At 72.8% G+C, this 26840-nt stretch carries 15 protein-coding genes and 1 pseudogene; 11 read left to right on the top strand and 5 right to left on the bottom strand.

Translation table 11 applies throughout. From position 1 onward, the window contains the following. Positions 1-60 precede the first annotated feature (60 nt). The 4 genes from ABZ646_RS11725 to ABZ646_RS11710 all read left to right on the top strand — a co-directional run bounded on the left by ABZ646_RS11725 (position 61) and on the right by ABZ646_RS11710 (position 3798). Positions 61-348 (top strand): DUF1876 domain-containing protein, encoded by a 288-nt coding sequence (locus ABZ646_RS11725; RefSeq protein ID WP_360516288.1) that lies wholly within the window; start codon positions 61-63, stop codon positions 346-348. 215 nt (positions 349-563) lie between these two features. Continuing rightward, a complete protein-coding gene (locus ABZ646_RS11720; protein ID WP_360516285.1) occupies positions 564-1472 on the top strand; it encodes a pyridoxamine 5'-phosphate oxidase family protein in 909 nt (302 codons plus the stop codon). A 441-nt stretch (positions 1473-1913) separates the two neighbouring features. Beyond that, a complete protein-coding gene (locus ABZ646_RS11715; protein WP_360516282.1) occupies positions 1914-3428 on the top strand; it encodes a DUF1254 domain-containing protein in 1515 nt (504 codons plus the stop codon). A gap of 82 nt (positions 3429-3510) precedes the next feature. Further along, positions 3511-3798 carry a hypothetical protein gene (locus ABZ646_RS11710; RefSeq protein ID WP_360516279.1) on the top strand — a complete coding sequence of 96 codons (288 nt, stop codon included), beginning with the start codon at positions 3511-3513 and terminating at the stop codon, positions 3796-3798. 53 nt (positions 3799-3851) lie between these two features. On the opposite strand, the gene ABZ646_RS11705 is transcribed toward ABZ646_RS11710, so the two are convergent. From ABZ646_RS11705 to ABZ646_RS11695, 3 genes are all read right to left on the bottom strand, one after another. Beyond that, complete coding sequence (locus tag ABZ646_RS11705; RefSeq protein ID WP_360516276.1) at positions 3852-4721, bottom strand: universal stress protein; 870 nt, start codon at positions 4719-4721, stop codon at positions 3852-3854. A 179-nt stretch (positions 4722-4900) separates the two neighbouring features. After that, positions 4901-6313, bottom strand: a complete 1413-nt coding sequence (locus ABZ646_RS11700; protein ID WP_360516273.1) for a DEAD/DEAH box helicase — start codon at positions 6311-6313, stop codon at positions 4901-4903. Between the two features lie 170 nt (positions 6314-6483). Beyond that, a complete protein-coding gene (locus tag ABZ646_RS11695) occupies positions 6484-7068 on the bottom strand; it encodes a hypothetical protein (protein WP_360516270.1) in 585 nt (194 codons plus the stop codon). A 403-nt stretch (positions 7069-7471) separates the two neighbouring features. Between ABZ646_RS11695 and ABZ646_RS11690 the strand changes: the two genes are divergently transcribed. The 7 genes and pseudogenes from ABZ646_RS11690 to ABZ646_RS11660 form a co-directional block, all read left to right on the top strand. Then, on the top strand, positions 7472-8677 hold the full coding sequence (locus ABZ646_RS11690; protein ID WP_360516267.1) for a glycosyltransferase: 1206 nt from the start codon (positions 7472-7474) through the stop codon (positions 8675-8677). 304 nt (positions 8678-8981) lie between these two features. Beyond that, the gene (locus tag ABZ646_RS11685) at positions 8982-12977 is read left to right on the top strand and encodes an amino acid adenylation domain-containing protein (RefSeq protein WP_360516264.1); all 3996 of its coding nucleotides are present in this window, start codon (positions 8982-8984) and stop codon (positions 12975-12977) included. Continuing rightward, entirely contained in the window at positions 12974-22468 is a 9495-nt protein-coding gene (locus ABZ646_RS11680) for an amino acid adenylation domain-containing protein (RefSeq protein WP_360516262.1), read from the top strand. The genes ABZ646_RS11685 and ABZ646_RS11680 overlap by 4 nt, the downstream gene beginning before the upstream one ends. Positions 22469-22493: 25 nt before the next feature. Next, the gene (locus tag ABZ646_RS11675; protein WP_360516259.1) at positions 22494-23366 is read left to right on the top strand and encodes a TauD/TfdA family dioxygenase; all 873 of its coding nucleotides are present in this window, start codon (positions 22494-22496) and stop codon (positions 23364-23366) included. A 176-nt stretch (positions 23367-23542) separates the two neighbouring features. Then, a complete protein-coding gene (locus ABZ646_RS11670) occupies positions 23543-24037 on the top strand; it encodes a MarR family transcriptional regulator (protein ID WP_360516291.1) in 495 nt (164 codons plus the stop codon). Positions 24038-24071: 34 nt separating this feature from the next. Further along, complete coding sequence (locus ABZ646_RS11665; protein ID WP_360516256.1) at positions 24072-24572, top strand: GNAT family N-acetyltransferase; 501 nt, start codon at positions 24072-24074, stop codon at positions 24570-24572. A gap of 27 nt (positions 24573-24599) precedes the next feature. Continuing rightward, positions 24600-25289 (top strand): annotated as a pseudogene (locus ABZ646_RS11660) (alpha/beta fold hydrolase); the annotation flags it as partial. Between the two features lie 15 nt (positions 25290-25304). Here the strand turns inward: ABZ646_RS11660 and ABZ646_RS11655 are convergent. Continuing rightward, positions 25305-25871: a hypothetical protein gene (locus tag ABZ646_RS11655; RefSeq protein ID WP_360516294.1), complete on the bottom strand. Its 567-nt coding sequence runs from the start codon at positions 25869-25871 to the stop codon at positions 25305-25307. A gap of 435 nt (positions 25872-26306) precedes the next feature. Then, positions 26307-26645 carry a WhiB family transcriptional regulator gene (locus ABZ646_RS11650; RefSeq protein WP_360516253.1) on the bottom strand — a complete coding sequence of 113 codons (339 nt, stop codon included), beginning with the start codon at positions 26643-26645 and terminating at the stop codon, positions 26307-26309. Positions 26646-26840: the final 195 nt, after the last annotated feature.

Raw genomic sequence — 26840 nt, 5'->3', positions numbered from 1 at the left:
GCATGCGGGTTCCGTCCCACGGTGGAAGGTGCGGAAGTCCGACCACCCCAGGAGAGAGCGATGTCGCACACAGGTCAGTGGAAGGTACGCCTCCACCTCTTCGAGGAAGACGACGGCACGACCAAGGCACACGTGGTGCTGGACACCGGCACCACGGAACTCTCCGGCAACGGAACGGCGCACTGCCACCCGGCGGACACGAACGTGCCGGAGATCGGTGACGAACTGGCGACGGGCAGGGCCATGAACGATCTCGCCCGGCAGCTGCTGAACACGGCCGACCGGGACATCCAGGGCATGGCCGGGACCCGGCCCGGTGTCCGGGAGGCCTCCGGGTGGCCGGTCTGATCCCGGGCGGGCACGAGGTCGGGAACCGGAAAGGAGGGCGCGGGGGCAGACTGGGACCGCCTGGCGCCGGATGGGGCCACGGGCTCTCCCGGGCAGCGCCGTCGCGCTCCGTGCGGATCGACACGTCGCCGGACTCGGGCCCCGTCCCGCGCGCCGGCGTGTCCCGCGTGGCACGTTGGGTTGGAAGGCACCGTTCTGCGGAGAAGGGGCCGGTCATGCGAGCTCACCTCGGCGACCAACTCGTCATCGAAACCCCGGCGACCGGCGCCGCCCGGCGCGACGGAGAGATCGTCGGACTCCATCACGACGACGGCACGCCCCCCTACGACGTGCGCTGGTCGGACACGGACCAGGTGACGCTCGTGTTCCCGGGGCCCGACGCCCACATCCACCATCTCGAGCACGAACAGCCCGTCGGCGGCCGCGCGGTACGGCCGGACGCGGACGCGGCGCAGGCCGTGCCCCCGGCCGAGGCGGCCGATCCCGGCGACATCGGCCGCCGGGTGGCCGTGCAACGCCGCAGGCGAGGACTCAGCCGTGCGGAGACCGCCCGCCGGGCCCGGATGGCCCCCGACTACCTGGCCTACCTCGAAGAACGGCCCGCCGATCCGTCAGCGGCGGCCCTGATCAGGCTGGCCGCCGCACTGGGCACCTCGGTCACCGCCCTGCGCGGCGGGGGCATGGATCTGCCACCCGGTCAGGGCCGTGCCCTGCTGCGCCCGCAGCTGCGGGACCTCGACGCGGACGAGTGCCGTGCCCTGCTGTCGACGCACGGCGTCGGCCGCATCGCGGTGACGTCGGCCGACGGCCGCCCGGCGGTCGTACCGGTCAATTACGAGGTCGTCGACGACGCCATCGTGTTCCGGACCGCCCCCCGCTCGGTGGCCGCGTCCGCCGCCGAGACGGAGGTCGCCTTCGAGGTGGACCATGTGGACGAGGCCCTGAGCCAGGGCTGGAGCGTGCTCGCCGTCGGCCCCGCGAGCGTGGTGACGGACCCGGAGGCCGTGCGCGGGCTCGCCCGGCGTGCGCACAGCACGCCCTGGGCCGGCGGGGTGCGGGAGATGTGGGTCTCGATCAGGCCGACGAGTCTGACGGGCCGCCGGATCACCGCGGCCGATCAGTGAGGAACGCACGCAAGCAGCCGGAGGGGTCGGTCGGCTGTGCTGGCTGGCGGGAAGGACCGTGAAGGACGCAAGCCGCCCCCGCGAGGGCCGCGGCCGCGGATCGTTGCGGGTGCGGATCGCTGCGGGTGCGGGGGTTCGGCGAAGGCACCGCGTCCTCCAGCCAGCGCTCGGCCCCGGTCTGCACGTCGTCCATCCCGTTCGTCCACGGCGCGGCCGGCCCTCGGGTGAGGCGGGCGCGCCCGAGGCGTACGGCACCAGCGGTGGCGAGCGGCGGCGCGCTGCCTCGTCCGCGGCCCGGATCAGAACCCCGCGGTGGTCCGGGTCGGGGCTCTCCGGCTGCGTCGGCCCGCGACGCGAGGGAGGATGGCCCCTGAGGGGGGTGACCACGCGGCCGGGGCCGGAGGCCCTGCCCTCGACGCTGTTGAGCGAAGTGGTGCCGATATGTCCGAGACCTCGCAGAGCCCTGTCTGGCGGCGGATCCCCGAGGACGTGGCCGGCGCGGCGGTCACGGTGGCACGGGCCGCCGGGCACGCGGTCCGCCACCCGAAGTCCACGGTCGAGCGCGCACGCCATCTGCCGGACATCGTGCCGACGCTGGGCCAGGCGGTGAAGCCGATCCTGACCGGCCGCATGGACGACTGGCGTGGCGAGTACGCCTACACCCTCGGTGAGCAGGCATTCGTCTACGGCTTCCCGTACATCTACAACGCCCGCCTGAGGCACGACTGGGTGACGCAGCCGCGGAACCCCGCGACGGTTCCGTACGCGCCCGTCAACCATTTCTGGCACGCCGAGCGGCTGCTGGACGCGACGTACCGCGACGGCGGCTGCCCCAACAACGACACCCTGTACTCGGCGGCCTGGGTGAACCTCGGCAGCGAGCCGGTCATCCTCTCCCATCCCGACATGGGCGACCGGTACTTCACCTTCGAACTGGTGGGCATCACATCCGACAACTTCGACTACGTCGGCCAGCGCACCACCGGTTCCGGCGCGGGCGACTTCGCCCTCGTCGGCCCGAAATGGCAGGGCGGACTTCCCGCCGGGGTGCGGCGCCTGAGGAAGGCCCCCAGCCCCTGGGTCCTCGTCCTGGGCCGCACCCTCGTCGACGGCCCCGACGACGTGCCGCGCGTCCGGGAACTCCAGGAGCGGTTCCGGCTCACCCCGCTCAGCCTGTTCGGCGAGCCGGACGCGAAGGTCCCCGAGAGCCGCGACGTCCTGACGCCGATCCCGGCGGAGGAGGACCCTCTGGGGCCGTGGAAGACCCTGAACGCGATGCTGGCCGAGAACCCGCCGCCGCCCCATCACCACGTCCTCCTCCAGCAGTTCGCGCAGATCGGGGTGGGCCCCGGCCTCGACGTCGAGGCCCAGCCCGACGCCGTGAAGCGAAGCCTGGCCCGGGCCGCCGCCGTCGGCGTGCCCCTGCTCAGACGGCAGCTCCTGAGCGGCGACTGGGCCCGCCTCGTCCACGGCTGGCGCTACCCGCCCCCGCAGATGGGACGCTTCGGCGACGACTTCCTCAAACGCGCCGCGGACCAGTCGCTGGTCGGCGTCGCAGCCAACGACCCGGCGGAAGCTGTCTACCTGCTCGACTTCGACGACGCCGACGGCAACAAGCTGGCCGCCGACGGCCGGTACGAACTGCGCTTCCCCGCCGACGCCCTGCCCCCGGTCGACGCGTTCTGGTCGCTGACCGCCTACGGCGAGGACATGAACCTCGTCCCGAACCCGGCCGACCGCTACTCGGTGGGCGACCGCAGTGCCGGGCTGCGGTGGGACGAGGACGGCGGACTGACCATCCACCTGCAGAGCGAGCCTCCCGACCGGAGCAGGGAAGCCAACTGGCTGCCCACCGCGAAGGACGGCAGCTGGTTCGTGGCCCTTCGGATGTACCGGCCCCGCCCGCAGGTCACCGACGCGACCTGGGAGTGTCCTCCTGTGACCCGCGTCGCGTGAGCGAGCGGTTCGGAGAAAGCGAAGGCGACGGCGAAGCGGCGGGAAGCGGTCTGCGCACTCACGAGGAAGGGCTGAAGGCGCCATGGTCCAGACATCGTGGACGACGACAGGTGTGTTCACGGGGCCAGGGGGCGTCCGTACGGACGAAGCCGGGATCGTCACCGGGGAGCTGACCGTGCACACCACTTGGAACGGCAGCCAGGCCGACGTGGGCATCCAGTACAGCGGCACCTCCGAGTGGTTCACCCTGACCGGCAGCCCGGTGCCGTGTCCTTCTCAGCAGGCCAGCCGGAATCTGCACCAGGAGGTGGTGGAGGCCGTACGCGCCGGCGGCGGCATCACCGCCCTCCCCCAGCACGACCGTCTCTGAGCACCGGGCCCGCACCCGCGCCCGGCGGCGCCGGTGTCCCGTGGCGGCCGGCCTCAGTCATGAGGGACGACCGCGACGGGGCAGCGCCCGTGATGGATGGCGGCCTGTGCCACGGGCCCCAGGTGGGGTGCCGGACCATGACGGTGTGCACGTCGGCCGACGACCAGCAGCGTGGCGCCTTCGGCCGCCTGCACGACGGCCTTGGCCGGGCTGTCGAGACCGATGCCGTCGGCCACGTCCACCCGCGGGTACTTCTCGCGCCACGGATGGAGCGCCTTGCTCAGCTGCTTCTGCACGTCCCGTGTCATCTCTTCGGCGATGTCGTGGTCCACACCCCAGGGGACCCGGGCATGCAGCGGAACGCTTCGGCCGTGGATGGCCAGCAGCGGAACGCCCCGGGCCGCAGCGGAGTGAAAGGCGAAATCGAGGAGGTCGTCGCAGGACCCGCGCAGCTTCAGGGCCACGACCACGCGGCCCGGGACGGCTGAGAGCGGTTCCTCGTCCCGGCTCCCGGCACGGACGAGCACCACCGGCCGCTCGGCCCGTGCGACCACGGGCATGCTGACGTCACCCAGGAAGTAGCTCTGCACCGACTCCAGACCTCGTGAACCGAGCACCGTCATCTCCGACTCGGACGCCGCTTCCAGGAGGGCGTTCTGAGCATCGTCGGCAACCAGGCTGGTGACGACGGGCAGCCCCGGGTGCAGGGCCCGGAGCTCCGTCTGCGCGTCGTGGACGAGACGCTTCGACCAGTAGTTCTGGTCGAACTCCGCGGGGACACGGGCCGGTTCGGGGGCCAGCATCGGCCACGCGTGCAGAAGGCGCAGGGTGAGTCTGCGGTTTTCGGCCTCGTCGGCCGCCCAGCGGGCAGCGGCGAGACTTTCGGGTGATCCGTCGAGGCCCACGGTGACGACTGGTTGCATGGCGGCGGCCTCCGTCTCTCAGCAAGCTGGAAACGACGGTGAACAGGTCCGTTCGAGCGGGCGGTCCGGGCGTCCCCGGCATGCCGGGGCTGGGCTTCCCCCTTCGAGGATCCCCCCGGTCCCCTGTCCCCCGCACGCGGAGGAGGGCCGGGCCCGGCGCAGGTCTCCCGGGGTCGGGCTCAGCCGCCGCGCCGTACCCGGGCCGCCTCACGGGCCTCCGCGAGTTTGCGGGCCTCGCTGCTCCTGCGGGACGGCCTGCCCCCGGAGCCGCCCTTCGTGTCCTTGGTGCTGCCCAGGCCGCGGAACGGGGCGTTGTGGTTCTTGGGGCGCGCTCCGGCCGGGCCGCCGTCGAGGGGCTTTCCGGAGGGGGCCCTGGCGCCGGTGATCCGGCTCAGCTCCGCCTCGCCCGACCGCACTCGGGTGACCTCCGGGAGGACGTCGGCGTCCGCCATGACCTGGCTCGTCTCGCGACGCTGTCCCGACAGGACGAGGGTCACGACGGTGCCGGAGCGGCCGGCCCGGGCCGTGCGGCCGGCGCGGTGGAGATAGTCCTTCGGATCGGTGGCGGGGTCGACGTTGACCACGAGGTCGAGGTCGTCGACGTGCAGGCCCCGCGCGGCGACGTTCGTCGCCACCAGGGCGGTGACCTGCCCGTTCCTGAACTGTGCCAGGGTCCGGGTGCGCTGCGGCTGGGACTTCCCGCTGTGCAGGGCCCCGGCGGCCACACCGCTGGCCCGCAGGTGCCGCGTGAGCAGGTCGACGCCGTGCTTGGTGTCCAGGAACAGCAGGACCCGGCCGTCCCGGGCGGCGATCTCCGTGGTCACCGCGTAGCGGTCCGGGCCGTGCACGACGAAGATGTGGTGTTCGATCGCCAAGACCGCGTTCGTGGCGGGGTCCACGGAGTGGACGGCGGGATCGCGCAGGTGGTGCTGCACCAGTTGGTCCACGTCGTGGTCGAGGGTGGCGGAGAACAGCATCCGCTGCCCGTCGGGACGCACCTGGTCCAGGATCGCGGTGACCTGCGGCAGGAATCCCATGTCGCACATCTGGTCGGCCTCGTCCAGGACCGTGATGCGCACCCGTCCCAGTCGGCAGCCCTTGCGTTCGACGAGGTCGTGCAGTCGGCCGGGGGTGGCGACGACGATCTCGGCGCCCTCCCGCAGCACGGCGGTCTGCCGTCCGACGGACACTCCGCCCACGACGGTCGCGAGCCGCAGCCGCAGCGCCTCGGCGTAGGGGGTGAGCGCCTCACCGACCTGCTGCGCCAGCTCCCTGGTGGGCACCAGAACGAGCGCGAGCGGCTCCCGCGGCTGCGCCCGCCGCCCGGCCGTGCGGGCGAGCATGCCCAGGCCGAAGGCGAGCGTCTTGCCGGAGCCGGTGCGGCCCCGGCCCAGGACGTCCCGTCCCGCGAGCGCGTGGGGCAGCGTCGCCGCCTGGACGGGGAAGGGCACCGTCACACCGTGCTCGCCGAGCACCCGCAGGATCTCGGCCGGGAGCCCCAGCTCCGCGAAGGACGCCGCCGGAGGCAGAGCCGCGGTGGCGCCCGGCACCTCGTCCTGCCGCCGGGCGTCGGAACGTGCAGATTCGCTCACAGAGAGCCTTCCTCCGAAGGGACCGTACCGAGGAAGGCGCGGCGGGGACTCGGCCGCCGGCCGGGACCCCGAACCGGGCACCGACACAGCGACACTGCAAAACCTCAAAGTTAGCACAGGGCACATCCCTGGGCGGGACTCCGCCAAGGCGCGGGAGGTTCGGTGCCGGGTCAGCCCGACGGGGTGTTGTAGTTGACGATTCCCTCCACCATGAGGGCGACCGCACCGGCCAACGGGCTGGCCGTTCCCGTGCCCACGACGTCGGGCAGCCTGTGCGCCTCGCTCTCGGTGACGGCCACCATGCCCCAGAACGCGTTGAAGCCCGAGGGATCCGCCGGCTTGTCGGTGGCCGCCCCCACGGTCAGGACGCCCCCCGCCTCTGCCACGGCCAACGCGCCCATCTGCCGCAGCGTGTCGTGGTCCCGCTCCTCGGCGGCCACTACGCTCCAGCCCGCCGTCTCGGTATGCCGCAGGGCGTCGAGGAGCTTGCCCGGCGTGTCCGACCCGGCGACAACGATGTCGGGCAGGACGAGGGCGACCGGCCCCTGTGTCATCGGCAGGGCGGACCGGATCGCCCCGTCGAGACCGGGTCCGAACGACTCGTCCTGGTACACGAAGACCATCTGGAACGTGTCGGCGTAGCGGGCGAGATAGCTCACCGTGTCCAGCTTGTGTGCCGCGAACACGACGACCAGGCGCACGGCGAGTCCGCTCTTGGCGAGTTCGACGACGGCTTCCAGGCTGCGGTCCAGCACGGTGACCCCTGGGGCCAGACAGTGCAGTTCCTTCGGATAGGGAGCTCCGAACCGTGTTCCGTGTCCGGCGCAGGGCAGTATGACCGAAACATCGGGTACGGGTGTGGACGTACTCTGCATCGTGTGGCACTCCGGTCGTGTGGCCGATGGGGGATCTTGCACACCTCGCCGAGCACAGACTGCCCAGAGCCGGCCGACACCGAACCTCCGGCCCCCTGCGCGGCACAGCCACCGGGGCAGCCGTTCCCGGTACCTCCGTTAGGCCCAACTCTGCGACGATTTAACCGAGTTGACAGAGGCGGCCGAGCACGGTGGCGCGACGCGACGATCACCCACACCGGCCGGCACGCGACCTACACTGCTGCCGCCGGCCCCAACGAACGCCGATGAAAGAGGACGCCGAATGCGGGTGCTGTTGGCTACATACGGGACACGTGGCGACGTCGAACCGCTGGTGGCGCTCGCGGTGCGGCTACGGGCACTGGGCACGGAGGTGCGGATGTGCGCCCCGCCGGACGAGGAGTTCGCCGAGCGGCTCGCAGGCATCGGAGTGCGGCTGGTGCCGGTCGGGCCGCCGGTCAGGGAGTTGATGCGCGGGAAGACCCTGCCCTCGGCGGCGGATCTGGCCCGCTACCGCGACGAGTTGGTGGAGACCCAGTTCGACACCTTCCCCGCGGCGTTCGCCGGATGTGACGTGGTGGTGGCCGCAGGTCTGGGGCAGGTCGCCGCCCGATCCGTGGCCGAGGCCGCGGACATCCCCTACGTGTACGTGAGTTACGCGGCCGTCCACCTGCCCTCGCCGCACCACGCGCCACCGCCGCGGCCGGGCTGGCCGGAACCCGAAGCCGCCGACAACCGGACACTGTGGGAGTCGGACGCCCGGAACGTCGACGCGCAGTTCGCCGGGGCACTGGGCGGCCACCGGGCGGTACTCGGTCTGCCACCGGTGAGCAACGTGCGCGACCACATCCTCACCGACCGGCCGTGGCTGGCGGCGGACCCGGTCCTCGGAGCGTGGCCGGGGGCCCCCGGCCTCGACGTCGTGCAGACAGGGGCCTGGACCCTCGCGGACGAACGCCCGCTCCCGGCGGACCTGGAGAGTTTCCTGGACGCGGGCACCCCGCCGGTCTACGTGGGCTTCGGCAGCATGTCCCCGGCCGAAGGAATCGGCAGCATGGCCGTCGAGGCGATCCGCACCCTGGGGCACCGCGTGCTGGTGTCCCGCGGCTGGGCGGACCTGGATCTCGTCGACGACGGGGACGACTGCTTCGCCGTCGGCGAGGTCAGCCATCAGAGCCTGTTCGGCAAGGTGGCCGCCGTGGTCCACCACGGTGGCGCGGGTACGACGCTGACGGCGGCCCGGGCCGGCACGCCGCAGGTGGTGATACCTCTCCAGCTGTCGGACAACCCTTACTGGGCGGGCCGGGTGGCGGCACTGGGCCTCGGTGCGGCCCTCGACGCCCCGACCACGACCGTCGAATCCCTGGGCAGCGCCCTCAAGTCCGCACTGTCGCCCGAGACCCGGACGCGCGCGAAGTCCCTGGCGAGCCGGCTCCGCACCGACGGAGCGGAGACGGCCGCACGCCGACTGGTCGCCGGGTCACGGTGAACCACTTTCCGGCAAATCCCTCGATATCGCGCGCCGAACGCAAACAGCATTCCGCCGCAGAATGGGTGTGGCGTTGGTCACGGTTGACCACTCAATCGAAGCACATTTAGCATCAACGGAAATGAGCCACCGTTTCTCCCCGCCTTCCGCGCTGTTCTCATAACGGCGCGAGAAGGGCGTTGACCAGGCCGGACAGTCGATCGCCCGCTGCGATCCCACCGAAGAGCCCCAGCCCCGCAGGCATTGTTCTCAGATCCCACTTCGACTGCTTTGCGCCGTGCTCAATTCTCGTGAAGGGTAATCCGTGTCCTTACCCCGAATCGCAGCCAGTAATCATTCAGGCGAAGAGACAGAATCCGCTCCTTTGTCATTGGCGCAGGAGCGTCTGTGGGTCATGGCGCGCATGGCCGGAGAGGCCGGCGCCGCCTACAACGAGCCGATGCCCTTCGACATCCGCGGTCCGCTGGACCGGGACCTGCTGCTCGAGGCGCTGCATCTGCTGGCGGCCCGGCACGAGGCACTGCGCACCCGGCTGGTGCCCTGGGAGGGTTCGGCACTCCAGGTCGTCGATCCGCCGGACACGGGCTTCCCGGTGACCTTCGAGGATCTGACGGGGGTGCCGGACGCGGCCGATCGGCTGACACGCATACGGTCGAAGGTCGAGGGCACCCCGTTCCGTCCGGGCGAGGAACCCATGGCGCGCGGCTGCCTGCTGGCGCTCCGACCGGACCACCACGTACTGGTGCTGACGGTGCACCACATCGTCTTCGACGGCTGGTCCCGTTCCCTGCTGCTGCGGGAGCTGGGCCTGGTGTACTCCGCGCTCCAGCAGGGGCAGGACCCGTCGCTGCCCGAACTCACCTGGCAGTACAGCGATTACACGCGCTGGCAGTGGGAGTGGATGGCGGGAGCCGAACCCGCCTCGCACGCCGACTACTGGACCGCCGCACTGGCGGACACACCCGCGGTGATCTCCCTGCCCACCGATCGGCCCCGGCCGCCCGAACAGGACTTCCGCGGTGCTCGGTTGCCCGTGTCCGTGGCCGAGGACCTGACGCGGGCCCTGCGCGCGCTGGCCGTGGACAACGATGTCTCCCTCTACGCGACCGTCCTCACCGGCTGGTCCGTGCTGCTGTCCCTGCTCTCCGGGCAGGACGACATCGTGGTCGGCGTCCCCACGTCGAACCGTCGCCGCGGGGACGTCGAGAACCTGATCGGCTTCTTCGTCAACACCCTCGCCCTGCGCGCGGACCTCTCCGGCTCGCCCACCGTCAGGGACGCCCTGAAGCGGGTGAACCGGCGGATCCGTGACGCCCTCAACCACGTCGACCTGCCGTTCGAGCGCGTCGTCGAACTGGTCAACCCGCCGCGGAGCCCCGCCTGCACGGCCCTCTTCCAGACCATGTTCGCCTGGGTCCCCTCCATGCGGAAGGAACTGGAACTCCCGGGTCTGGAGGTCGCGCTGCGGGAGGACGCAGCTCACGTTCCCGCGAAGTTCGACATGGTGCTGGCCCTGGCCGACGAGGGCCGGCAGCTCACCGGCGAGATCGACTACGCGGTGGCCCTCTTCGACCGGGCGACGATCGAACGGTACATACGGCAGTTCCTGCGCGTGCTGCGTCTGATGACCGAGCGGCCCGACGCCGAGATCGCCGACCTGACCCTGCTCGACGAGGACGAACAGCGGGCGCTCCTCGCCGACTTCGGCGCCGGGCCCGCCGTGACCGGCCCGGCGACGGCGGGCCTGCTGGCACGCTTCGCCGCGCAGGTCCGCGAACGCCCCGGGCAGTGTGCGGTGGTGGCCGGGGACGCGGAGCTCGACTACGCGGCACTCGACCGCCGGGCCAACCGTCTCGCCCATGCGCTGATCGCCCGGGGTGCCGGTGCCGACCGTGTGGTGGGCCTGCACGCCGGGCGCACGACCGATCTCGTCGTCGGAGTCCTCGGCATCCTCAAGTCGGGGGCCGCCTACCTGCCGCTCGATCCCGGCCAGCCCCCCGAGCGGCTCACCGCCATGGTGAGCGACGCCGCGCCGGTCCTCGTGCTGACCGACCGGACCGACATCGCGGACGACGGCGGACAGCCATGGGAGCACCTGGCGAAGCTGGAGGCAGCGGGGACGCGGGACGAGGCGCCGGCCGTCGACACGGACCGGGCCCGACTCGCCTACGTCATCTACACCTCGGGGTCGACCGGCCGCCCCAAGGGCGTGGCGGTGACGCACGGCAGCGTCGTCAACCTCCTCGACCACTGGCACGAACTCATGGGGGACGCTCCCGGGGAGGCGTCCTCGGCCTGGTCGAGCATCGGCTTCGACGCGTCGGTGCACGAACTCCTCGTCCCGCTGACCACCGGCGCCGTGCTCCACCTGGTACCCGACGACCTACGCGGGGACCCCGCGGCGTTGCTGGACTGGATGCGCGAACGCAAGGTCACCCAGGCGTTCCTGCCCCCGGCCTACGTCCTGTGGATCGGCGAGGATCCCGCCGCACGTCTCGCCGGGTCGAGCCTGAGCCGGCTTCTCACCGGAGTGGAGTCCCTGCCGGAGAACACCCTGTACCGGATGCGTGAGCTGCTGCCCGGTCTGCGCGTCTGCTTCGGCTACGGCCCGACCGAGGCCACGCTCTACTCCACCGCCTACACCGACCCGCAGCCGTACGAGCGGCCGTGTCCCATCGGCCGGCCGCTGCGCGGCACCCGCCTGTACCTGCTCGACGGACGCATGCGCCCGGTGCCCGTGGGGGTCACGGCAGAGGTCTACCTGGGCGGGGCGAGTCTGGCCCGTGGCTACCTGAACCGCCCCGACCTCACCGAAGAGGTCTTCGTGCCCGACCCGTTCGTCCCCGGTGAGCGCCTGTACCGCACCGGTGACCTGGCGCGCTGGTTGCCGGACGGCAACGCGGAATACGTCGGCCGCCGCGACGACCAGGTCAAGCTGCGCGGCTTCCGGATCGAACCCGGCGAGGTGGAGGCCGCGCTGCTGGCGGTCCCCGGCGTACGGGAGGCCGTCGTCCTGGCCGATCGCGACGCACCGGGCGGCCCCCGTCTGGTCGCCGGCGTGGGATGCGGTGCCGGGGCCACGCGGCTGCCGTACGAGTGGCGTGCGGCTCTCAAGGACCGTCTGCCGGACTACATGATCCCCGCCGTGGTGGCCGAGTTCGAGCGACTCCCGTTGAACCGCAGCGGCAAGGTGGACCGGGCCGAGGTGCTGCGCGCCGCGGCCGCGGCCCGCGCGGGACAGGTCAACACGGCCGCGCCCCGTGACCATGTGGAAATGGCGCTGTACCGGGTCTGGCGCCGAGTGCTGCTGCACCCGGACATCGGGGTCGGCGACAACTTCTTCGAGCTGGGCGGCACTTCGATATCGGCGATCAAGATGGCGGCCGCCGTCCAGGAGGAACTCGGCGTCGCCCTGCCCGTCCGGGAGGTCATGTTGCACCCCACCATCGAGGCGCTCGCCGAGCGGGTGCGCGGCGACAGCGGCGACGCGCGGACCGCGGAACCCGGCAGCCTGGTCGAGTTCCGCGCGGGTGGTGGCCGGCAGCGCGTGGTGTGTGTGCACCCCGCCGGCGGCACCGCGTTCTGCTACCTGCCGCTCTCCGCCGAACTGGGCGACGACGTCGGCGTGGTGGGGCTCCAGGCGCCCGGCATCAACCCCGGCGAGTCCGTCCTGCCCGGTGTCGGGGCGATGGCCGAGGAGTATCTGCGGCTCGTAGCTCCCCGCGCCGACGAGGCACTGGTGCTGTGCGGGCTCTCCTACGGCGGCCTGATCGCCTACGAGATGGGCCGCCGCCTGGTGGCGGCCGGGCACGAGAAGGTGAGCGTGGTCCTCCTCGACACCCACGGCGCCCAGGGCGACGAGCAGCACGCCGCGACCGCGCCGGTCGGCATGGCGGAGTTCCGGGAGAAACTGGTGCGCTTCAACGGCATGTACCCGGGTATCGACGACGCCCAGGTGGCCCGGTACCTGAACGTCTACAACCACCATCGCGAGACGGCGCGCGACTACGCCGTCCCCGAGTCACCCGCCCGTGTCATGCTGTTGCAGGCGACGGCCGTGGCGGACGAGGACGCGGACGTCGAGGACGCCGCCGCTCGTCTACGCGCGTTCTGGCGGCATCGCGTCGGCGGTGGGTTCGTGGTGGAGCCGGTTGCCTGCGGTCACTGGGACATGTTGGAGAGCGACGAACTGCCCCGTGTCGCCGCCGTCCTCACCGCCGAACTGGACCGGCTGACCTCCGCACCCGGCCAGGGCGAGCCGGAGCGCACGATCCCTTCGGGCACGTCGGAGGCACGATGAGACCGCGCGACGTGACCGAGGACGTGAGTGCCTCGGCCGGCATAGCCCTCGACATCCACCGCCGAGCCCTTCGCACACCACACGCCGAGGCCGTCGCCGACGGTGACGTCAGCCTGGACTACGCGGCGTTGAACGCGGCGGCCGCCGCCGTCGCGCAGCAGCTGGGTCGCCGGGGCGTCACCGCGGGACAGGCCGTGGCGGTGGCGCTGCCCCGGTCGTGGCGACTGGTCTGCGTGATGCTGGGCATTCTCCGGCTGGGGGCACGGGTCGTACCCCTGGACACGCAGAGTCCCGCCGAGCGCCGCCACTTCGTCCTCCGGGACTCCGCCGCGGCCGCCCTGGTGTACGAGACGGTCGAGAACGCCACGGGGCTGCCGCGGGACGTGCGGACGTTCGCCGCGGACGCACTGCTGCCCCAACCTCCGGACACCCCGCCCGCCGTGCGGGCACCGGCCGCCCCCGGCGAGGTGTCCTTCCTGTTCTACACCTCCGGAACGACCGGGCAGCCCAAGGGAGTCGAGGTCCGTGACGCCGGAGTCCGGCGACTGGCGCGACCCGGCTACCTCCGCGTCGAGCCCGGACTGCGCTATGCCTGCCTGGCCAATCCGGCGTTCGACGCGCTCAGTTTCGAAGTGTGGGTGCCCCTGCTGACCGGTGGCTGCTGCGTGATCCTGCGCGACGGGGACGTGCAGAGTCCGGAGCGGATCGCGGCGGCGCTGGAGCACGGGCGCGTGGACACCGTGTTCATCACCACGGCGCTGTTCAACGCGGTGGTCTCGGCGGTGCCGGACTGCTTCGCCACGGCCGGCGAGGTTCTCGTGGGCGGTGAGCAGCTCGACCCCGGGGTGATGCGCCGCTGGTACCGGGACAACGCCGACAGCGGCACCCGCCTGTTCAACATCTACGGTCCGACGGAGTGCACCACCTTCGCCCTGTGCCATCCGATCCCACGGGACTTCGACGGGGACGTGGTGCTGATCGGCCGTCCGCTGCCGCGGACCGGTGCGGTCGTGGTCGTACCGGACCGGGACCGGGTCGCCGCGCCCGGCGAGGTCGGCGAACTCCTGCTGTCCGGGCCCGGACTCGCCGTCGGGTACCGCAACCTCCCCGAGGAGACCGAGCGGCGTTTCGTGCGGCTGCCGTGGCTCGACGGCGGCGCGGAGCGGTACTACCGCACCGGTGACCTGGTACGGGCCGACGGCGAGGGCCTGTTGGAGTACGTGGGACGCACCGACCGCCAGGTCAAGGTCCGTGGCTTCCGGATCGAGCCGGGCGAGGTGGAACGGCGCGTTCTCGGCCACCCGGCGGTCCAGCGGGCCTACGTGTGCACGCGCCGCGCGGGCCGGGAGGGGCCCAACGAACTGCTGGCGTTCGTCGTCCTCGGCCAGGAGCTGTCCTACGAGGAGTTCGACAGCCATCTGGTGACCCACCTGCCGGTCTACATGCGCCCCCACCAGATCCATCGCGTGGCCGAACTGCCGCTCAACGCCAACGGCAAGGTCGACCGGGCCGCGCTGCTGCGCCGGGCCGACCGGCCGTGGCGGCCCACCGCGCCCGGGGCCGCCCCCGGCACGGAAGGACCGGCCGTCACGGAGACGGAGCGTCAGGTCGTCGAGCTGGCCGAGGAGATACTCGGCACCACCGGCCTCGGGCTCGGCGACCGGTGGATCGCCGCGGGCGGCGACTCGTTGAAGGCGCTCCGGTTCTGCTTCGCCGTACGGCAGCGCTGGGGACGCGAGCTGCCCCGCGCGGCCGTCCTGCACGGTGACCTGGCGTCCGTGGCCCGGTACCTCGGCACGCCGCGCCCCGGCGAGGAGAGCGCCCTGCCGGCACCGGTGGTCTCCGGCGCCCGCTCCGCGCCCGCCACCAGCGAACAGCAGCGGCTGTGGCTGATCCAGCGCCACTCCCCCGGTTCGCGGGCCTACTCCGTCAACCAGGCCTTCGCCGTGGACGGCCCCGTCGACACCTTTGCCCTGCGGCGAGCGCTGCGCGGACTGGTGGCACGCCATGAGGCGCTGCGGACGGGCTTCGCCCTCGGACCGGACGGCCTGGAGCAGACCGTCGGCGAGCCGTACGACCCCTGGCACGAGCCGGACCCCCGGCAGGCCTGGGACGAGGAGGAGGCGCACGCCTTCGCCGACGCCTTCTTCGCCGAACCCTTCGACCTCGCCGTTCCCCGCCTGTTCCGGGCCTGCTGGCTGCCGCGTACCGGCGGCGGCACGCTCCTGCTGCACCTGCACCACATCGCCGTGGACGGCTGGTCGTTGAGCATCCTGCTGCGCGACCTGGCGGCCGCCTACGCCGAGGACGACCGGCCCGGGGCACCCGCTCCGACCCCGCTGGACTTCGCCGCCTGGCAGAGCGACCGGTTCGCGAGCGCGGCATACCAGCAGCAACGTGCGGAACTCCTGGCGTTCTACGCGGGGTCGGAGGAGCCGCAGGAGCCGCTGCCCGCCCGGGACGCCGGCCCGGCACCGCGGGCACGCCTCCTGCACACCTCGCTCGACGTCGTCCGGCGGGCTCAAGTGGACCAGTTGTGCGCCGAGTTCGGACTGACCCGGTTCCAGGTCCTGCTGAGCGTCTTCTCCTGGTGCCTGTACGGCGTGACCGGCCTGGTCCGCCCGCGCATCGCCGCGCCGGTCGCGGGCCGCCCGGTGCGCGAGTTCGAGAACAGCACGGGCATGATGGCGAACACCGTGCTGCTGCCCCTGACCGTCGCGCCCGGTGAGGACCTGCGCGCGCACCTCGACCGCACCGGGACCGGTACGGCGCAGGTGCTGGGACGCCAGGACGTGGCCTTCACGGACGTCCTGACCGGCTGGGAGGGTGTCGGCGACGGCACACCGGACGGCACACCGTTCGACTTCCTGTTCGTCCTGGAGAACACCGACTTCGGGGCGCTGCGGCTGCCCGGCTGCGTCCAGCGCCCGCTGTGGTGGGCGGCACCGGAGGCCAAATGCCCGATGACGGTCTCCGTGGTCGAGCACACGGACGGACTCGACGTGCTCTGGGAGTACGCGGAGGACCGTTTCACCGGCGAAGACGTCGAGGCGATGGCGGAGCTGTTCCGGCGGGGTGTGGACGCGCTGGCGGCCGGCGGCCGCCGCACCGCCCGTGACCTCGTCGAGCCGTACCGGCGGTCGCTTCCGGAGCACGGGCGCGGACCCGCCCCGGAGCCCGGCTTCACCACGGTCGCCGAAGGCTTCGCCCGGCAGGTCGCCCGCACTCCGGACGCCACCGCGGTCGTCACGGCCGACGGCACCACCCTGAGCTACGCGGCCCTCGACGCCCGAGCCGCGGCCCTCGCCGCGGAGCTGGCCGACCGCTACCCGATCCCGGCCGACGGCAGCCCCTGCCGGGCGGCCCTGTACCTGGACCCCTCCCCCGAACACGTGGTGGCGCTGCTGGCACTGGCGAGGCTTAACGTCACCGCCGTCCCCCTCGACCCCTCCTACCCGGCCGACGTGCTGCGCCGCGTCCTGGCCCGGATCGACCCGCTGTGCGTCCTGACCGCACGGGACAGCTCGCCGACGCTGGACCCGCTGCTCCCGGACGGTGTGGTGCGCCACCTCGTCGTACCGCCGGACCCGGCACCACCACAGGGCGAGGGCACGAGTGCGTCGTACGACGGGCACCCGGATGACCGGCGCACGGCCGGCCCGCCGGCGCACGACGGCGCCCGCCCCCTCTACACGCTGTTCACGTCCGGCTCCACCGGCGTCCCCAAGGGCGTGCAGATCCACGACCGCACGCTGTGCGACCTGATCAGGTGGCAGTCCGGGCCCGGCGGCCTGACCGCCCCCGCGGCCACCCAGCAGTTCTCGATGCTGGCGTTCGACGTGTCCTTCCAGGAGGTCTTCGGGACGCTGTGCACAGGAGGCAGTCTCCATCTCGTCCGTCCCGAGTGGCGTCAGGACGTGCCCGCGCTCCTGGACCGGCTGGAATCCTCGGGCGCCGAGCGGATCTTCATGCCCTACGTGGCCCTGCAACTGCTCGCCGAGTACGCCGTCCGGCTGCACAGGTACCCCTCCCGGCTGCGCGAAGTGGTCACCGCGGGCGAGCAGTTGGTGTGCACCGACAGCATCCGGCGCTGGTTCGCCGGGCTGTCCGGCACACGCCTGTTCAACCACTACGGGCCGACCGAGACCCATGTGGTCAGCGCGCTGTGCCTGGCAGGAGACCCGGAGCGGTGGCCCGAGCGGCCAGCCGTTGGACGCCCGGTGGCCGGCGCGGATCTGCGGGTGGTGGACGCCCACGGCGATCCGGTCCCGACCGGGTGCACCGGCGAGCTGCTGATCGGCGGGACCATGACCACCCGCTGCTACCTCGACGAGCCCGGGTCCGACGAACCCTCGTCCGGTGACCCCCGCTTCGTCGAACTCCCCGGCGCCGGGCTGTTCTACCGCAGCGGTGACAGGGCGTTCTTCGACCGTGCGGGACTGCTGCACTTCGCGGGCCGGGACGACCAGCAGATCAAACTGAGCGGACACCGGCTCGAACTCGGCTCGGTCGAGGCGGCCCTGCTGCGCCACCCCGCGGTGGTCAACGCCGTCGTCGCCCGCGACGGCGACCGGCTGACGGCCGGCCTGGAGGTACGCGGCGACGCACCGTCCGCGGACGACCTGACCGCGCATCTGTCCGCCCTGCTGCCCTCCTACGTCCGCGTGGACCGCTTCCGCAGACTGGAGCGACTGCCCCGCACCCCCAGCGGCAAACTGGACCGGCGGGCGGTGATCCGGGCGCCGGGGGTCGAGATACGCCGTTCCGCGGCCGTCCGCAGGGGCCTGTCGGCCGAGGAGGAGCGGCTCAGCGCCGCCTTCGAGGAGGTCACCGGGTCGGTGATCGCACCGGACCAGACGTTCTTCGAGGCGGGTGCCTCCAGCCTCGCCCTGATGCGCTTCCACCTGCGCTGCACCACGGCACTCGGCTTGCGCTTCAGCGTCGCGGACCTCTTCGAGCACGTCACCGTCCGCTCCCTGGCCCGCCACCTCGCAACCCCCCGGCCGCTCCCTGCGGCGGCCGCGAAGGACGACGAGACCCCGGTACCCGGCGAGCCGATCGCGGTGGTCGGCATGGCGGTGCGGGTACCCGGCGCCCCGGACCTGGCCGCCTTCTGGGAGCTGGTGGTGTCCGGCGGCACCGGAATCCGCCGGATCGACGCGCCGGAAGGAGTCGTCGGCGCGCACAGCACCCTCGACGGCATGCTCGACTTCGACCCGGGCCACTTCGGCATCAGCCCCCAGGAGGCCCGCCTGATGGACCCCCAGCAGCGCCATCTGCTGATGGCCGCCGTGCAGGCCCTGGCGCACGCCGGAGTGGCGGACACCTCGGCCTCACGGGTGGGCCTGGTGGCCGGTGCGGGCGAGAACACCTACTTCCAGTCCCTGCTGCGCGAGGCGGACCCCGGCCGGCTGCCCGACGGCTTCCAGCTCGCCCTGCACCATGACAAGGACTTCCTGGCCACCAAGGTGGCATACCACCTCGGGCTGACCGGCCCCGCGTTCAGCGCCCAGACGGCCTGTTCCAGCTCGCTGGTCGCCGTGCACCTCGCCGCCGGCCTGCTCCGGCAGGGCGAGGCCGACGTGATGCTCGCCGGAGGTGTGCTCGTCGACCCCGGGCTGACCGGCGGGTACCGCTACCGCCCGCAGCACATCTTCTCCGCGGACGGCGACTGCCGGCCCTTCAGCGACGACGCCACCGGCACGGTCGGCGCGAGCGGCGTCGGCGTCGTGGTCCTCAAGACGCTGCGCCGGGCACGCCGTGACGGCGACACCGTCTACGCACTCGTCACGGGCTCCGCGATCAACAACGACGGTGCGGCGAAGATGAGTTACACCGCGCCGTCCCTGGCCGGACAGCGGGAGGTGATCCGGAGCGCCCTGTCCCGCGCCGGACGCACGGGCGCCGACGTCGGCTATGTGGAGGCCCATGGCACCGGCACGCGGCTGGGCGACCCGGTCGAAGTGGGGGCGCTGCGGCAGGCGTTCGACGTGACCGAGTCCGGCCGCTGCGCGCTGAGCTCCGTCAAGAGCCAGCTCGGCCACCTGGGCGCGGCGGCCGGTGTGGTGGGCCTCGTCCGCGCGGTCCTCGCCGTGCACCACGGGACGCTCCCGCCCAGCCTCAACTTCCGTGCCTTCAACCCGGAGATCGGCCCCGATCCCACCCCCTTCCACGTCCCGGCCGAAGCCATGCCCTGGCCCGAGGGGCGTGAACGGGTGGCGGCCGTCAGCAGTTTCGGGATCGGCGGCACCAACGCCCACGTCATCGTGGAGCAGGACACCGGGCCCGCGCCGGTGGCGACCCGCGAGGCACCCGGCTGCCTGGTGCTGTCGGCCTCCAGTGCGGACGCCCTCGCCGCCGACGCCGCCCGGATCGCCGACTACCTCCGGCTTCGGCCCGAGCAGCACGGGGCGGTGCTGCGTCACCTCCGGTCCGGTCGGGTCCCGCGCCGTCTGCGGGCCGCGGCAGCCGTGGCGGACGCCACCGCGGCCGAGCACTGGCTGCGCGCGGTGGCCGCGGGAGCGGTACCGCCCGGTACCGCGGACCCGGACGCCGTGCCTGTCTCCGCGGCCGGCCGTACGGCCCACGACCTCGCTGGGGACTGGATCGCCGGGCGCCCTGTCGACTGGGGGCCGGGCTCCGCTCCGGCACCCTGGGACTTCCCGCCCCCGTCCTTCTCCCTCGCGACGTACGACTTCGACCGACTGCCGGAGGCCACGTCGGTGGCCCCGTCCGGGGCCACGTCGGAGGATACCCCCGAGGGCCCGCCCCGGGAGCCGCTCCGGGAGCCGTTTCGGGAGTCGGGCGAGGATCCGCGTGCGGTCCCGGCCGCCCCGCCCCGACGGCTGCCCCCGGACAACTGGCTGCATCAGCCGCACTGGGTCCGGCTGCACCGCGCCTGCGTCGCCGACACCACCGGACCGGCCGACCGCGCGTCCGCCGTCGTCGTCGTGGCCTCCGGGAACACCCCGCGGGCGGCGCTCGCGCCCTTCAGGGCGGTGGCATCGCGCGTCATACGGGTACACCCGGCCGGCGTCTTCGCCCGTACAGGTCCCGACGCCTACGCCGTGGACCCCGCCGACCCGGCGTCCGTGCGCCTGCTGCTCGACGCGCTGGCCGAGGAAGGCGTCCCGGTCCGCGTCGGCACGGAGTGGGTGCACGCCCTGCCCCTCGACGTGACGGGGCCGGTCGGTCCCGGCACCCTGGAGCAGGCCCGTCGCACCTGCCTGGACAGCACGGCCGCCCTGGCGCAGGCGCTGGCCGGGCTGGACGGCTCCCCCCGTGTGTGGTGGCTGTCGTACGGCGCCCGGCCCGTGGCGGGAGCGGTGGACAGACCGGAACTGGCACTCCTGGCCGGGCCGGTCGAGGTCGCCCCTCAGGAGTCCGCCCTGCGCGGCCACTGGCTCGACCTCCCCGACGGCGACCTGAACCGCTGGGCCGGACACGTGGCCTCGGTCGTCGCGGGAACACGTGACGCCGGTCGTCCCGACGGTCATCCCGACGAACCGGCCCTGCCGCGCCAGCTCGCCCTGCGGCAGGGCTACTGGTGGCGGCCGGACACCGTACCCGTACCGGAGCGGGAGCCGGTGGGCACGCGGTCGCTCCTGCCGGCCGGAGCGGACACCGTCCACCTGGTGCTCGGCGGCACGGGCGGTATCGGCCGCGCCGTCGCCGCCTGGCTGCTCGAACACACCCGCGGCCGGGTGCTGCTGCTGTCCCGAAGCCCGCGGCTGCCCGAGGAGTTGCACGGATGGGCCGACCGCGTGGGCCTCGTCCCGGCGGATCTCGCGGCCGTGCCCGTGCACGAGGTGGCGGCGGCCGTCGCCGACCGCACCTCGCGGCTGGACGGCGTCGTGCACGCGGCCGGTCTCGGGCACGGCGGGCTGCTCCTACGTCGCGACGCCACCGCGATGCGCGACGCCGCTGCGGTCCGCGAGAACGGCGCACTCGTCGTCGAGCACCTGATCGGAGCCTTCCGTCCGGAGATCGCGGTCTACTGCTCCTCCATGTCCGCGCTGCTCGGCGGCGTCGGCCAGAGCGACTACGCGGCGGGCGCGAGCCTCCTGGACGGCTTCGCCCACCACCGCGCCACCGACACGGAGACGACCGTCCGGATCGGTATCGACTGGGACATCTGGCGCGAGACCGGAATGGCGACCCGCGTCCTGCACACGGACAGCCGTCATCAGGCCCACCTGGCGGTCGGCCTGACGGTCGAGGAGGGCAAAGCGGTCCTCGGCCGGGCCCTCGCCCTGCAACTGCCGCAACTCCTCGTGTCCACCACCGACATCGATGTCTCCCGGGTCTTCTACGCTCCCGCCGGGACCGCGGACGGGTCCTCGGGCTCCGCACCGGCGCACCCGACGGCCGCGGCGGAGGAACCCCCCGATGCCGGCGGTTCCGCGGCGCGCGCGGACGCCATGGCCCGGGTGGTCCGGGATCTGCTGGGCGTGGCCGAACTGGACCCCGAGGACTCCCTCTACGACCTGGGCGCCGACTCGCTGACCCTGATCACTCTGATCGCGCAGACCGAGGACGACTACGGCGTCGAGGTCGACCTGGCCTCCTTCAGCCACCGCGTCAGCCTCACGGAGATCCTGAAGCACATCGAGGCGGCCCTCACCACCGCCGAGCCCACCGCCGAGCCCGCCGCCGAGCCCACCGCCGGACAGACCCCCGGACCCACCACCGTGGCGGCCGATGGCACCTCCCGGGTCGTCCTCGACATCTGGCAGGAGGGAACCGGTCCGTCCGTCCTGTGCCTGGTGCACCCCGTGGGCGGCGACATCCAGGCCTACCGCTCCCTGGTGGCGGCGCTCGGGCCCGCGCCGACGGTGTGCCTCGTCGCCGACCCGGCACTTCGCGACGCCGAGATGCCCGCATGGTCACTGGCCGAGCAGGCCCGTCACTACGAGGCGGCACTGCGTGACCGCTTCGGCGGCCCGGACCACCGGCTTCACCTGGCCGGATGGTCCTACGGCGCCCGGGTGGCGATGGAGATGGCGGGCCTCGCCGAGTCGGCGGGCCGGCCACTGGAGGCGCTCTACCTGCTGGATCCGCCACCGCCCCGGGCGGAAGCGCTGGTCACCGCCTACGACGAGGCGCACCTGGAGAAGGTGTTCGCCGCCGAACTCGGCGCCGGTGCCTCCTCGTTGCCGACCGAGCACGCACAGGCGTACGCCGAGAGGCTGGCCCGCTGCTGCCGCGCCAACCTGCGCAGCCTCGGGGAACACCGCGTACGGCCTCTCGTCTCCGTCCCCACGTACCTGTGGCTGGCCGAACACCCCACGGCGGGCATGCCCGTCCCCACGCACCCTGAGCAGCCGGACCGGCAGTGGAGCACCTGCCTGCCCCCGTCCGCCGTCCTCAGGCATCTGCCCACGGACCACTACGGCGTCGTCGCGGCACCGCACGTGGACAAGGTGGCCGAGACCCTCAGGGCGGCACTGGCGCCCCCGGGTTCCGGTACCCACCCGACCGCCGGCCTGTAAACCCCGTCCCGCTCTGGAGGTTGCCATGGAGTCATACGAACGCGAAGCCCTGGAAGCGGTGACCACGCGTCCCGTGGGCCCCTACCGCACGCTGACCGTCGAGCGGATCACCCCCGTGCTGGGGGCGGAGGTCTCGGGCGTCGACCTGTCACAGGAGATCCCGGCGGAGCAACTCGACGAGATCCGGGCCGCCTTCCGCGACCACCACGTCCTCGTCTTCCGCGACCAGACGATCACCGCGGAGCATCACAAGCGCTTCGCCGCCGCCTTCGGCGAACTGCGCCCCGTCAACCCGCCGCCGCCCGAGGGCGATCCCTACATCCTGGAGATCCGCACCGCGTCGGCCGCGGCGGACGTGGCGGGCAACGGCTGGCACGCGGACGGCACCGCCGACGCCGAACCGTCACTCGGGTCGATGCTCTACATCACCGAGACGCCGGAACCGGGGTGCGGCGGGGACACCCTCTTCGCCAACATGCACCTCGCCTACGAGATGCTGTCCCCGGCCATGCGCGGCCTGCTGGACCCGCTGACCGCGATACACGACGGCGCGCAGGCCCTGGCCGGGTACACGCCGCCCGCCGACTACGTCATCCCCAAGAGCGAGCACCCGCTCATCGCCCGGCACCCCGAGACCGACCGCAGACTCCTGTACGTCAACAAGGCCTACACCAGCCGGATCCCGCAGCTCTCCGCCGACGAGAGCCGGGCCCTGCTGGACGTGCTCTTCGACATCGTCGCCCGCAGGCCGGTCCTGCACTGCCGCGTCCGCTGGACGCCGGGCACCCTGGTCTTCTGGGACAACCGGTGTGTCCAGCACCATGCGACGTACGACTACTACCCCTACGCCCGCTACGGCCAGCGCGTCGCCATCAACGGCGGTCCCGTCAAGGGCTGATGCTCTGACCGGGTGAGGCGTCGTGCAGGACCCCGGTCCTGTCCGACGCCCCACCTGCCCGGTTCGACCGGCACGAGCGGGTGCCGTACGACATCGACGCGAGTTCGGCAGGGCGTGCGCGGACACGGCATGATCAGGGGATGGACGCCGTGGAAGACCCGAAAGGCGGTGGGGACGTGGACGACCGGACGGGGATCACGTCGCCGGCACAGGCCGCGAACGACCCCCTGGTGCTGGCCTTCGGCAGACTGCAGGGGGCGGCGAACCGGCTCGGGTACGTCCTGGGCCGGGATCTGGAGCGGCAGTGCGGTATCACGCACCTCACCTTCGAGGTGCTGCTCATTCTGGGCCGGGCCGGAGGCGCGGGGCTCTCCATGCGGGCCATCGCCCAGGAGCAGGTGCTGACGACGGGCGGCGTGACCCGGCTGGTGGACCGGATGGAGGCGGCCGGGCTGGTCGAACGCGTCGAGGACCCCGGCGACCGGCGCGGGAAGCTGGTGTCCCTCACCGAGTTGGGAGCGCAGACCAGCGTGCGCGCCGCGCGCCTGCACGTGGAGAACATCCGCCGCTATTTCCTGGAACCGTTGCCGGCCGAGGACCGGGAGCGGTTCGCGGAGGACCTGCGCATCCTGAGCCACTCGGCCCGGGACATCCTGCCCCGGCTGCCCTGAAGAGCGTCACCCTTCGGCGTGCCATGCTGGCGGAATGAGTGATCGACGCGCCGTTGCCATCGTCCGCTGGGCAGGTCAGGACCCGTGCGACGAAGGCGGGCCGGCCGCGCTGCTGGCGGCCTACCATCTGCAGACGCAGGCGGAGAAGGGCGAGGCTGTCGCGGATGCCGACGGGTTGCCGGACCGCTACCGGGCGGAAGTCCTGGATCCGCGCGTCGCGTTCGCCGACGATGTCGTGCTGCTCGCGTCGAGTGGGCGCACCGCCGTCGGCTGCCTGGTGGTGACCGCTCCCGTCGGGCGGCGGTGCGAGATCAAGAGGCTCTGGACCGTTCCCGAATTCCGGGGCCGGGGCATCGCGTCCGACCTGGTCGACGCCGCGCTCGCACATGCCGCGGACAGCGGCGTCAGCACGGTACGGCTGTCGGTGTGGCGGTGGCGGGCGGCCGCCATCGCCCTGTACGAGCGGCTCGGCTTCACCGTCACCGACTCCTGGGACGAGCGGGACCGACTGGTCTGCATGGAGCGCGCCGTGTGACCGCAGCCGTGCGCGTATCCTCCGGGGATGGTTGATCAGCGCTCGGTCGACGTCGGTGGGGTCCGGCTGGCTTGCCGGGTGTCGGGGCCTGCCGATGCTCCGCCGCTCGTCCTGCTGCACGCGCTGGGTGAGGACGCCACCGACTGGGAGGCGGTCGTGCCCGCCCTCGCCCGGAGTCGCAGGGTGTACGCCCTCGATCTTCGCGGTCACGGCCGCAGCGACTGGCCGGGCGACTACTCGCTGGAACTCATGCAGGCCGATGTGGTCCGGTTCCTGGACGCGCTGGCACTGGGACCGGTCGATCTGGTCGGGCACTCCATGGGCGGGATCGTCGCGTACCTGATCGCGCAGGACCATCCGCGGCGGGTGAGCCGGCTCGTCCTGGAGGATGTGTCGGCCCCCCGTCCCCGGAACCCGAACACCCCGGTGAGGCCGGACGGAGTCCTCGGCTTCGACTGGGAGACGGTGCCGGCCGTCAGACGGCAGATCGACAGGCCCGACCCCAGGTGGCTGGACCGACTCGGCCGGATCACCGCCGCGACCCTCGTGCTCGCCGGCGGCCCGGACAGCCATGTTCCCCAGGAGGGCGTCGCCGAACTCGCCCGCCGCATCCCCGGTGGGCGACTGGTGACCGTTCCGGTGGGGCACCTGATCCACCGAGCGGCACCGGAGGCGTTCACCGAGGTGGTCTCGGCGTTCCTGGCGGACGGTATCCGTCCCGCCCGTGGCCCGTCACGCGTCCCGGGAGTGCAGCAGCCGGCCGCCCGCGGCGAGGCCGGCGAAGGCCCACAGGGCCGGCAGTCCGAGTCCCTCCCCGGGGCCGACGGGCAGCTCGCCGATGCCGACGGTGGCCTGGACGGCCAGGCCGGCGGTCATCGGGGAGATCTGCTGGAGGTGATGCTGCCAGTCCGGGCCGGCGACGACCCGGGCGAGGATCGGGAGGACGAACAGCAGGGCCAGGACGATCCCGGTCGCGGTGGCCGAGTTCCGTACGGCGAGCGCGATACCGAGGCTCAGCAGGCCGATCAGGGCCAGGTGCAGGACCGAGCCGACCGCGGCCCGCAGGGTGGGCCCGTCGGCCAGTGACAGGGCGGTGCAGCCGTGGGCCCTGGTGAAGCCCCGGCCGGACTCGACGACCCGTCCGACGAGGAGGGAGCCGAGCACCGAGACCACGCCGGCCACGGGCGTCACGGCCGTGGGAACCGTCGCCTTGGACACCAGCACGGTCCCGCCCTGGCCGTGGCCGCGTCCGGCCACGGCGACCAGCGGATCCGCATCGTGCTGTTCGGCCGCGCTCACCCCGGTCGCCGCCTACCGCGGACTCGCCCGGCGGGCCGCCGCGCACAGCCGTGAACAGCGTGCCGTCCGGCCACCGCGGATGCCCGCTCGCGCATGCCGAGGAGCCCGTGCCCGGACGCAGCAGGGTCGGCGGCAGCGCGGTGGACAGACGCAACAGCCCGATGACCAGGGTCAACTGCACTGCGGCGACGCTGCCTTCGCGGGCCGCGCCGGTGGTGGCGGCCGCGAGTGTCCGGGGGGACGGAGCCGTGCGCGGCGACGAACTCCGCGAGGGACTCGGTGACCGCGGCCGGCCCCAGAAGCGTGGTGAACACGGCGGGAGCGCGGATCACGTCGGCCAGTACGGCAGCGGGTACCGGGCGGGAACCTCCTCCCGGAAGGTGACAGAAGTGTGCGGCCGCCCCCCGTGGGAGGGACGGCGGCGGGTGGCTCCGCTCAGCAGGCCTGCTTCCGGAGGTGGCCGACAGGGCGCTCGTGCTCGGTACGAGCGGCCGCGAGGAGGAGCCGCCAGGACGTCACCGTCGGCCGGCGTCGCAGGAGACCGCGCCTCTCACGCTCCGTCATCCCGCCCCACACACCGTGCTCCACACGGTTGTCGAGGGCGTAGGCGAGGCACTCGGTGCGCACCGGGCACCCCGTGCAGACAGCCTTCGCCCGGTTCTGGGCGGCCCCTTCGACGAACAACTCCTCAGGATCGGCGGTACGGCACTTCGCCCGCGCCTGCCACTCCTCGCCAGCACTGACCGCCATGGTGCCGTCCCCTCCCGTTCCCATGCCGCCCGCCACGTAGACCGGGGCGATCCAGCGACGGTACGCCTCTCGCCCCGACCACAGGATTCTCCGTCCGACAGCAATCCGATCGGGTGACGGCTTTATTGACAGCAGCCGACAACGCGCTACGTCGCCCTCGGATGCCTGGCCGACCGTGTTCCCCGAGGCGGTCGGACCATTCCGCCGCCCCCCGGCCCC

It is taken from the genome of Streptomyces sp. NPDC007162 (assembly GCF_040634175.1).
Classification (GTDB): Bacteria; Actinomycetota; Actinomycetes; order Streptomycetales; family Streptomycetaceae; genus Streptomyces.
The sequence above is the reverse complement of the archived record's forward strand: the minus strand, read 5'-3'. Positions and strand labels throughout refer to the sequence as shown.

Bases quoted from the DNA above. Each gene is read 5' to 3' on its own strand.
- ABZ646_RS11710 (WP_360516279.1), top strand. From the start codon at position 3,511: ATGGTCCAGACATCGTGGACGACGACAGGTGTGTTCACGGGGCCAGGG.
- ABZ646_RS11665 (WP_360516256.1), top strand. From the start codon at position 24,072: ATGAGTGATCGACGCGCCGTTGCCATCGTCCGCTGGGCAGGTCAGGAC.
- ABZ646_RS11650 (WP_360516253.1), bottom strand. From the start codon at position 26,645: ATGGGAACGGGAGGGGACGGCACCATGGCGGTCAGTGCTGGCGAGGAG.
- ABZ646_RS11725 (WP_360516288.1), top strand. From the start codon at position 61: ATGTCGCACACAGGTCAGTGGAAGGTACGCCTCCACCTCTTCGAGGAA.
- ABZ646_RS11705 (WP_360516276.1), bottom strand. From the start codon at position 4,721: ATGCAACCAGTCGTCACCGTGGGCCTCGACGGATCACCCGAAAGTCTC.
- ABZ646_RS11680 (WP_360516262.1), top strand. From the start codon at position 12,974: ATGAGACCGCGCGACGTGACCGAGGACGTGAGTGCCTCGGCCGGCATA.
- ABZ646_RS11675 (WP_360516259.1), top strand. From the start codon at position 22,494: ATGGAGTCATACGAACGCGAAGCCCTGGAAGCGGTGACCACGCGTCCC.
- ABZ646_RS11720 (WP_360516285.1), top strand. From the start codon at position 564: ATGCGAGCTCACCTCGGCGACCAACTCGTCATCGAAACCCCGGCGACC.
- ABZ646_RS11715 (WP_360516282.1), top strand. From the start codon at position 1,914: ATGTCCGAGACCTCGCAGAGCCCTGTCTGGCGGCGGATCCCCGAGGAC.
- ABZ646_RS11690 (WP_360516267.1), top strand. From the start codon at position 7,472: ATGCGGGTGCTGTTGGCTACATACGGGACACGTGGCGACGTCGAACCG.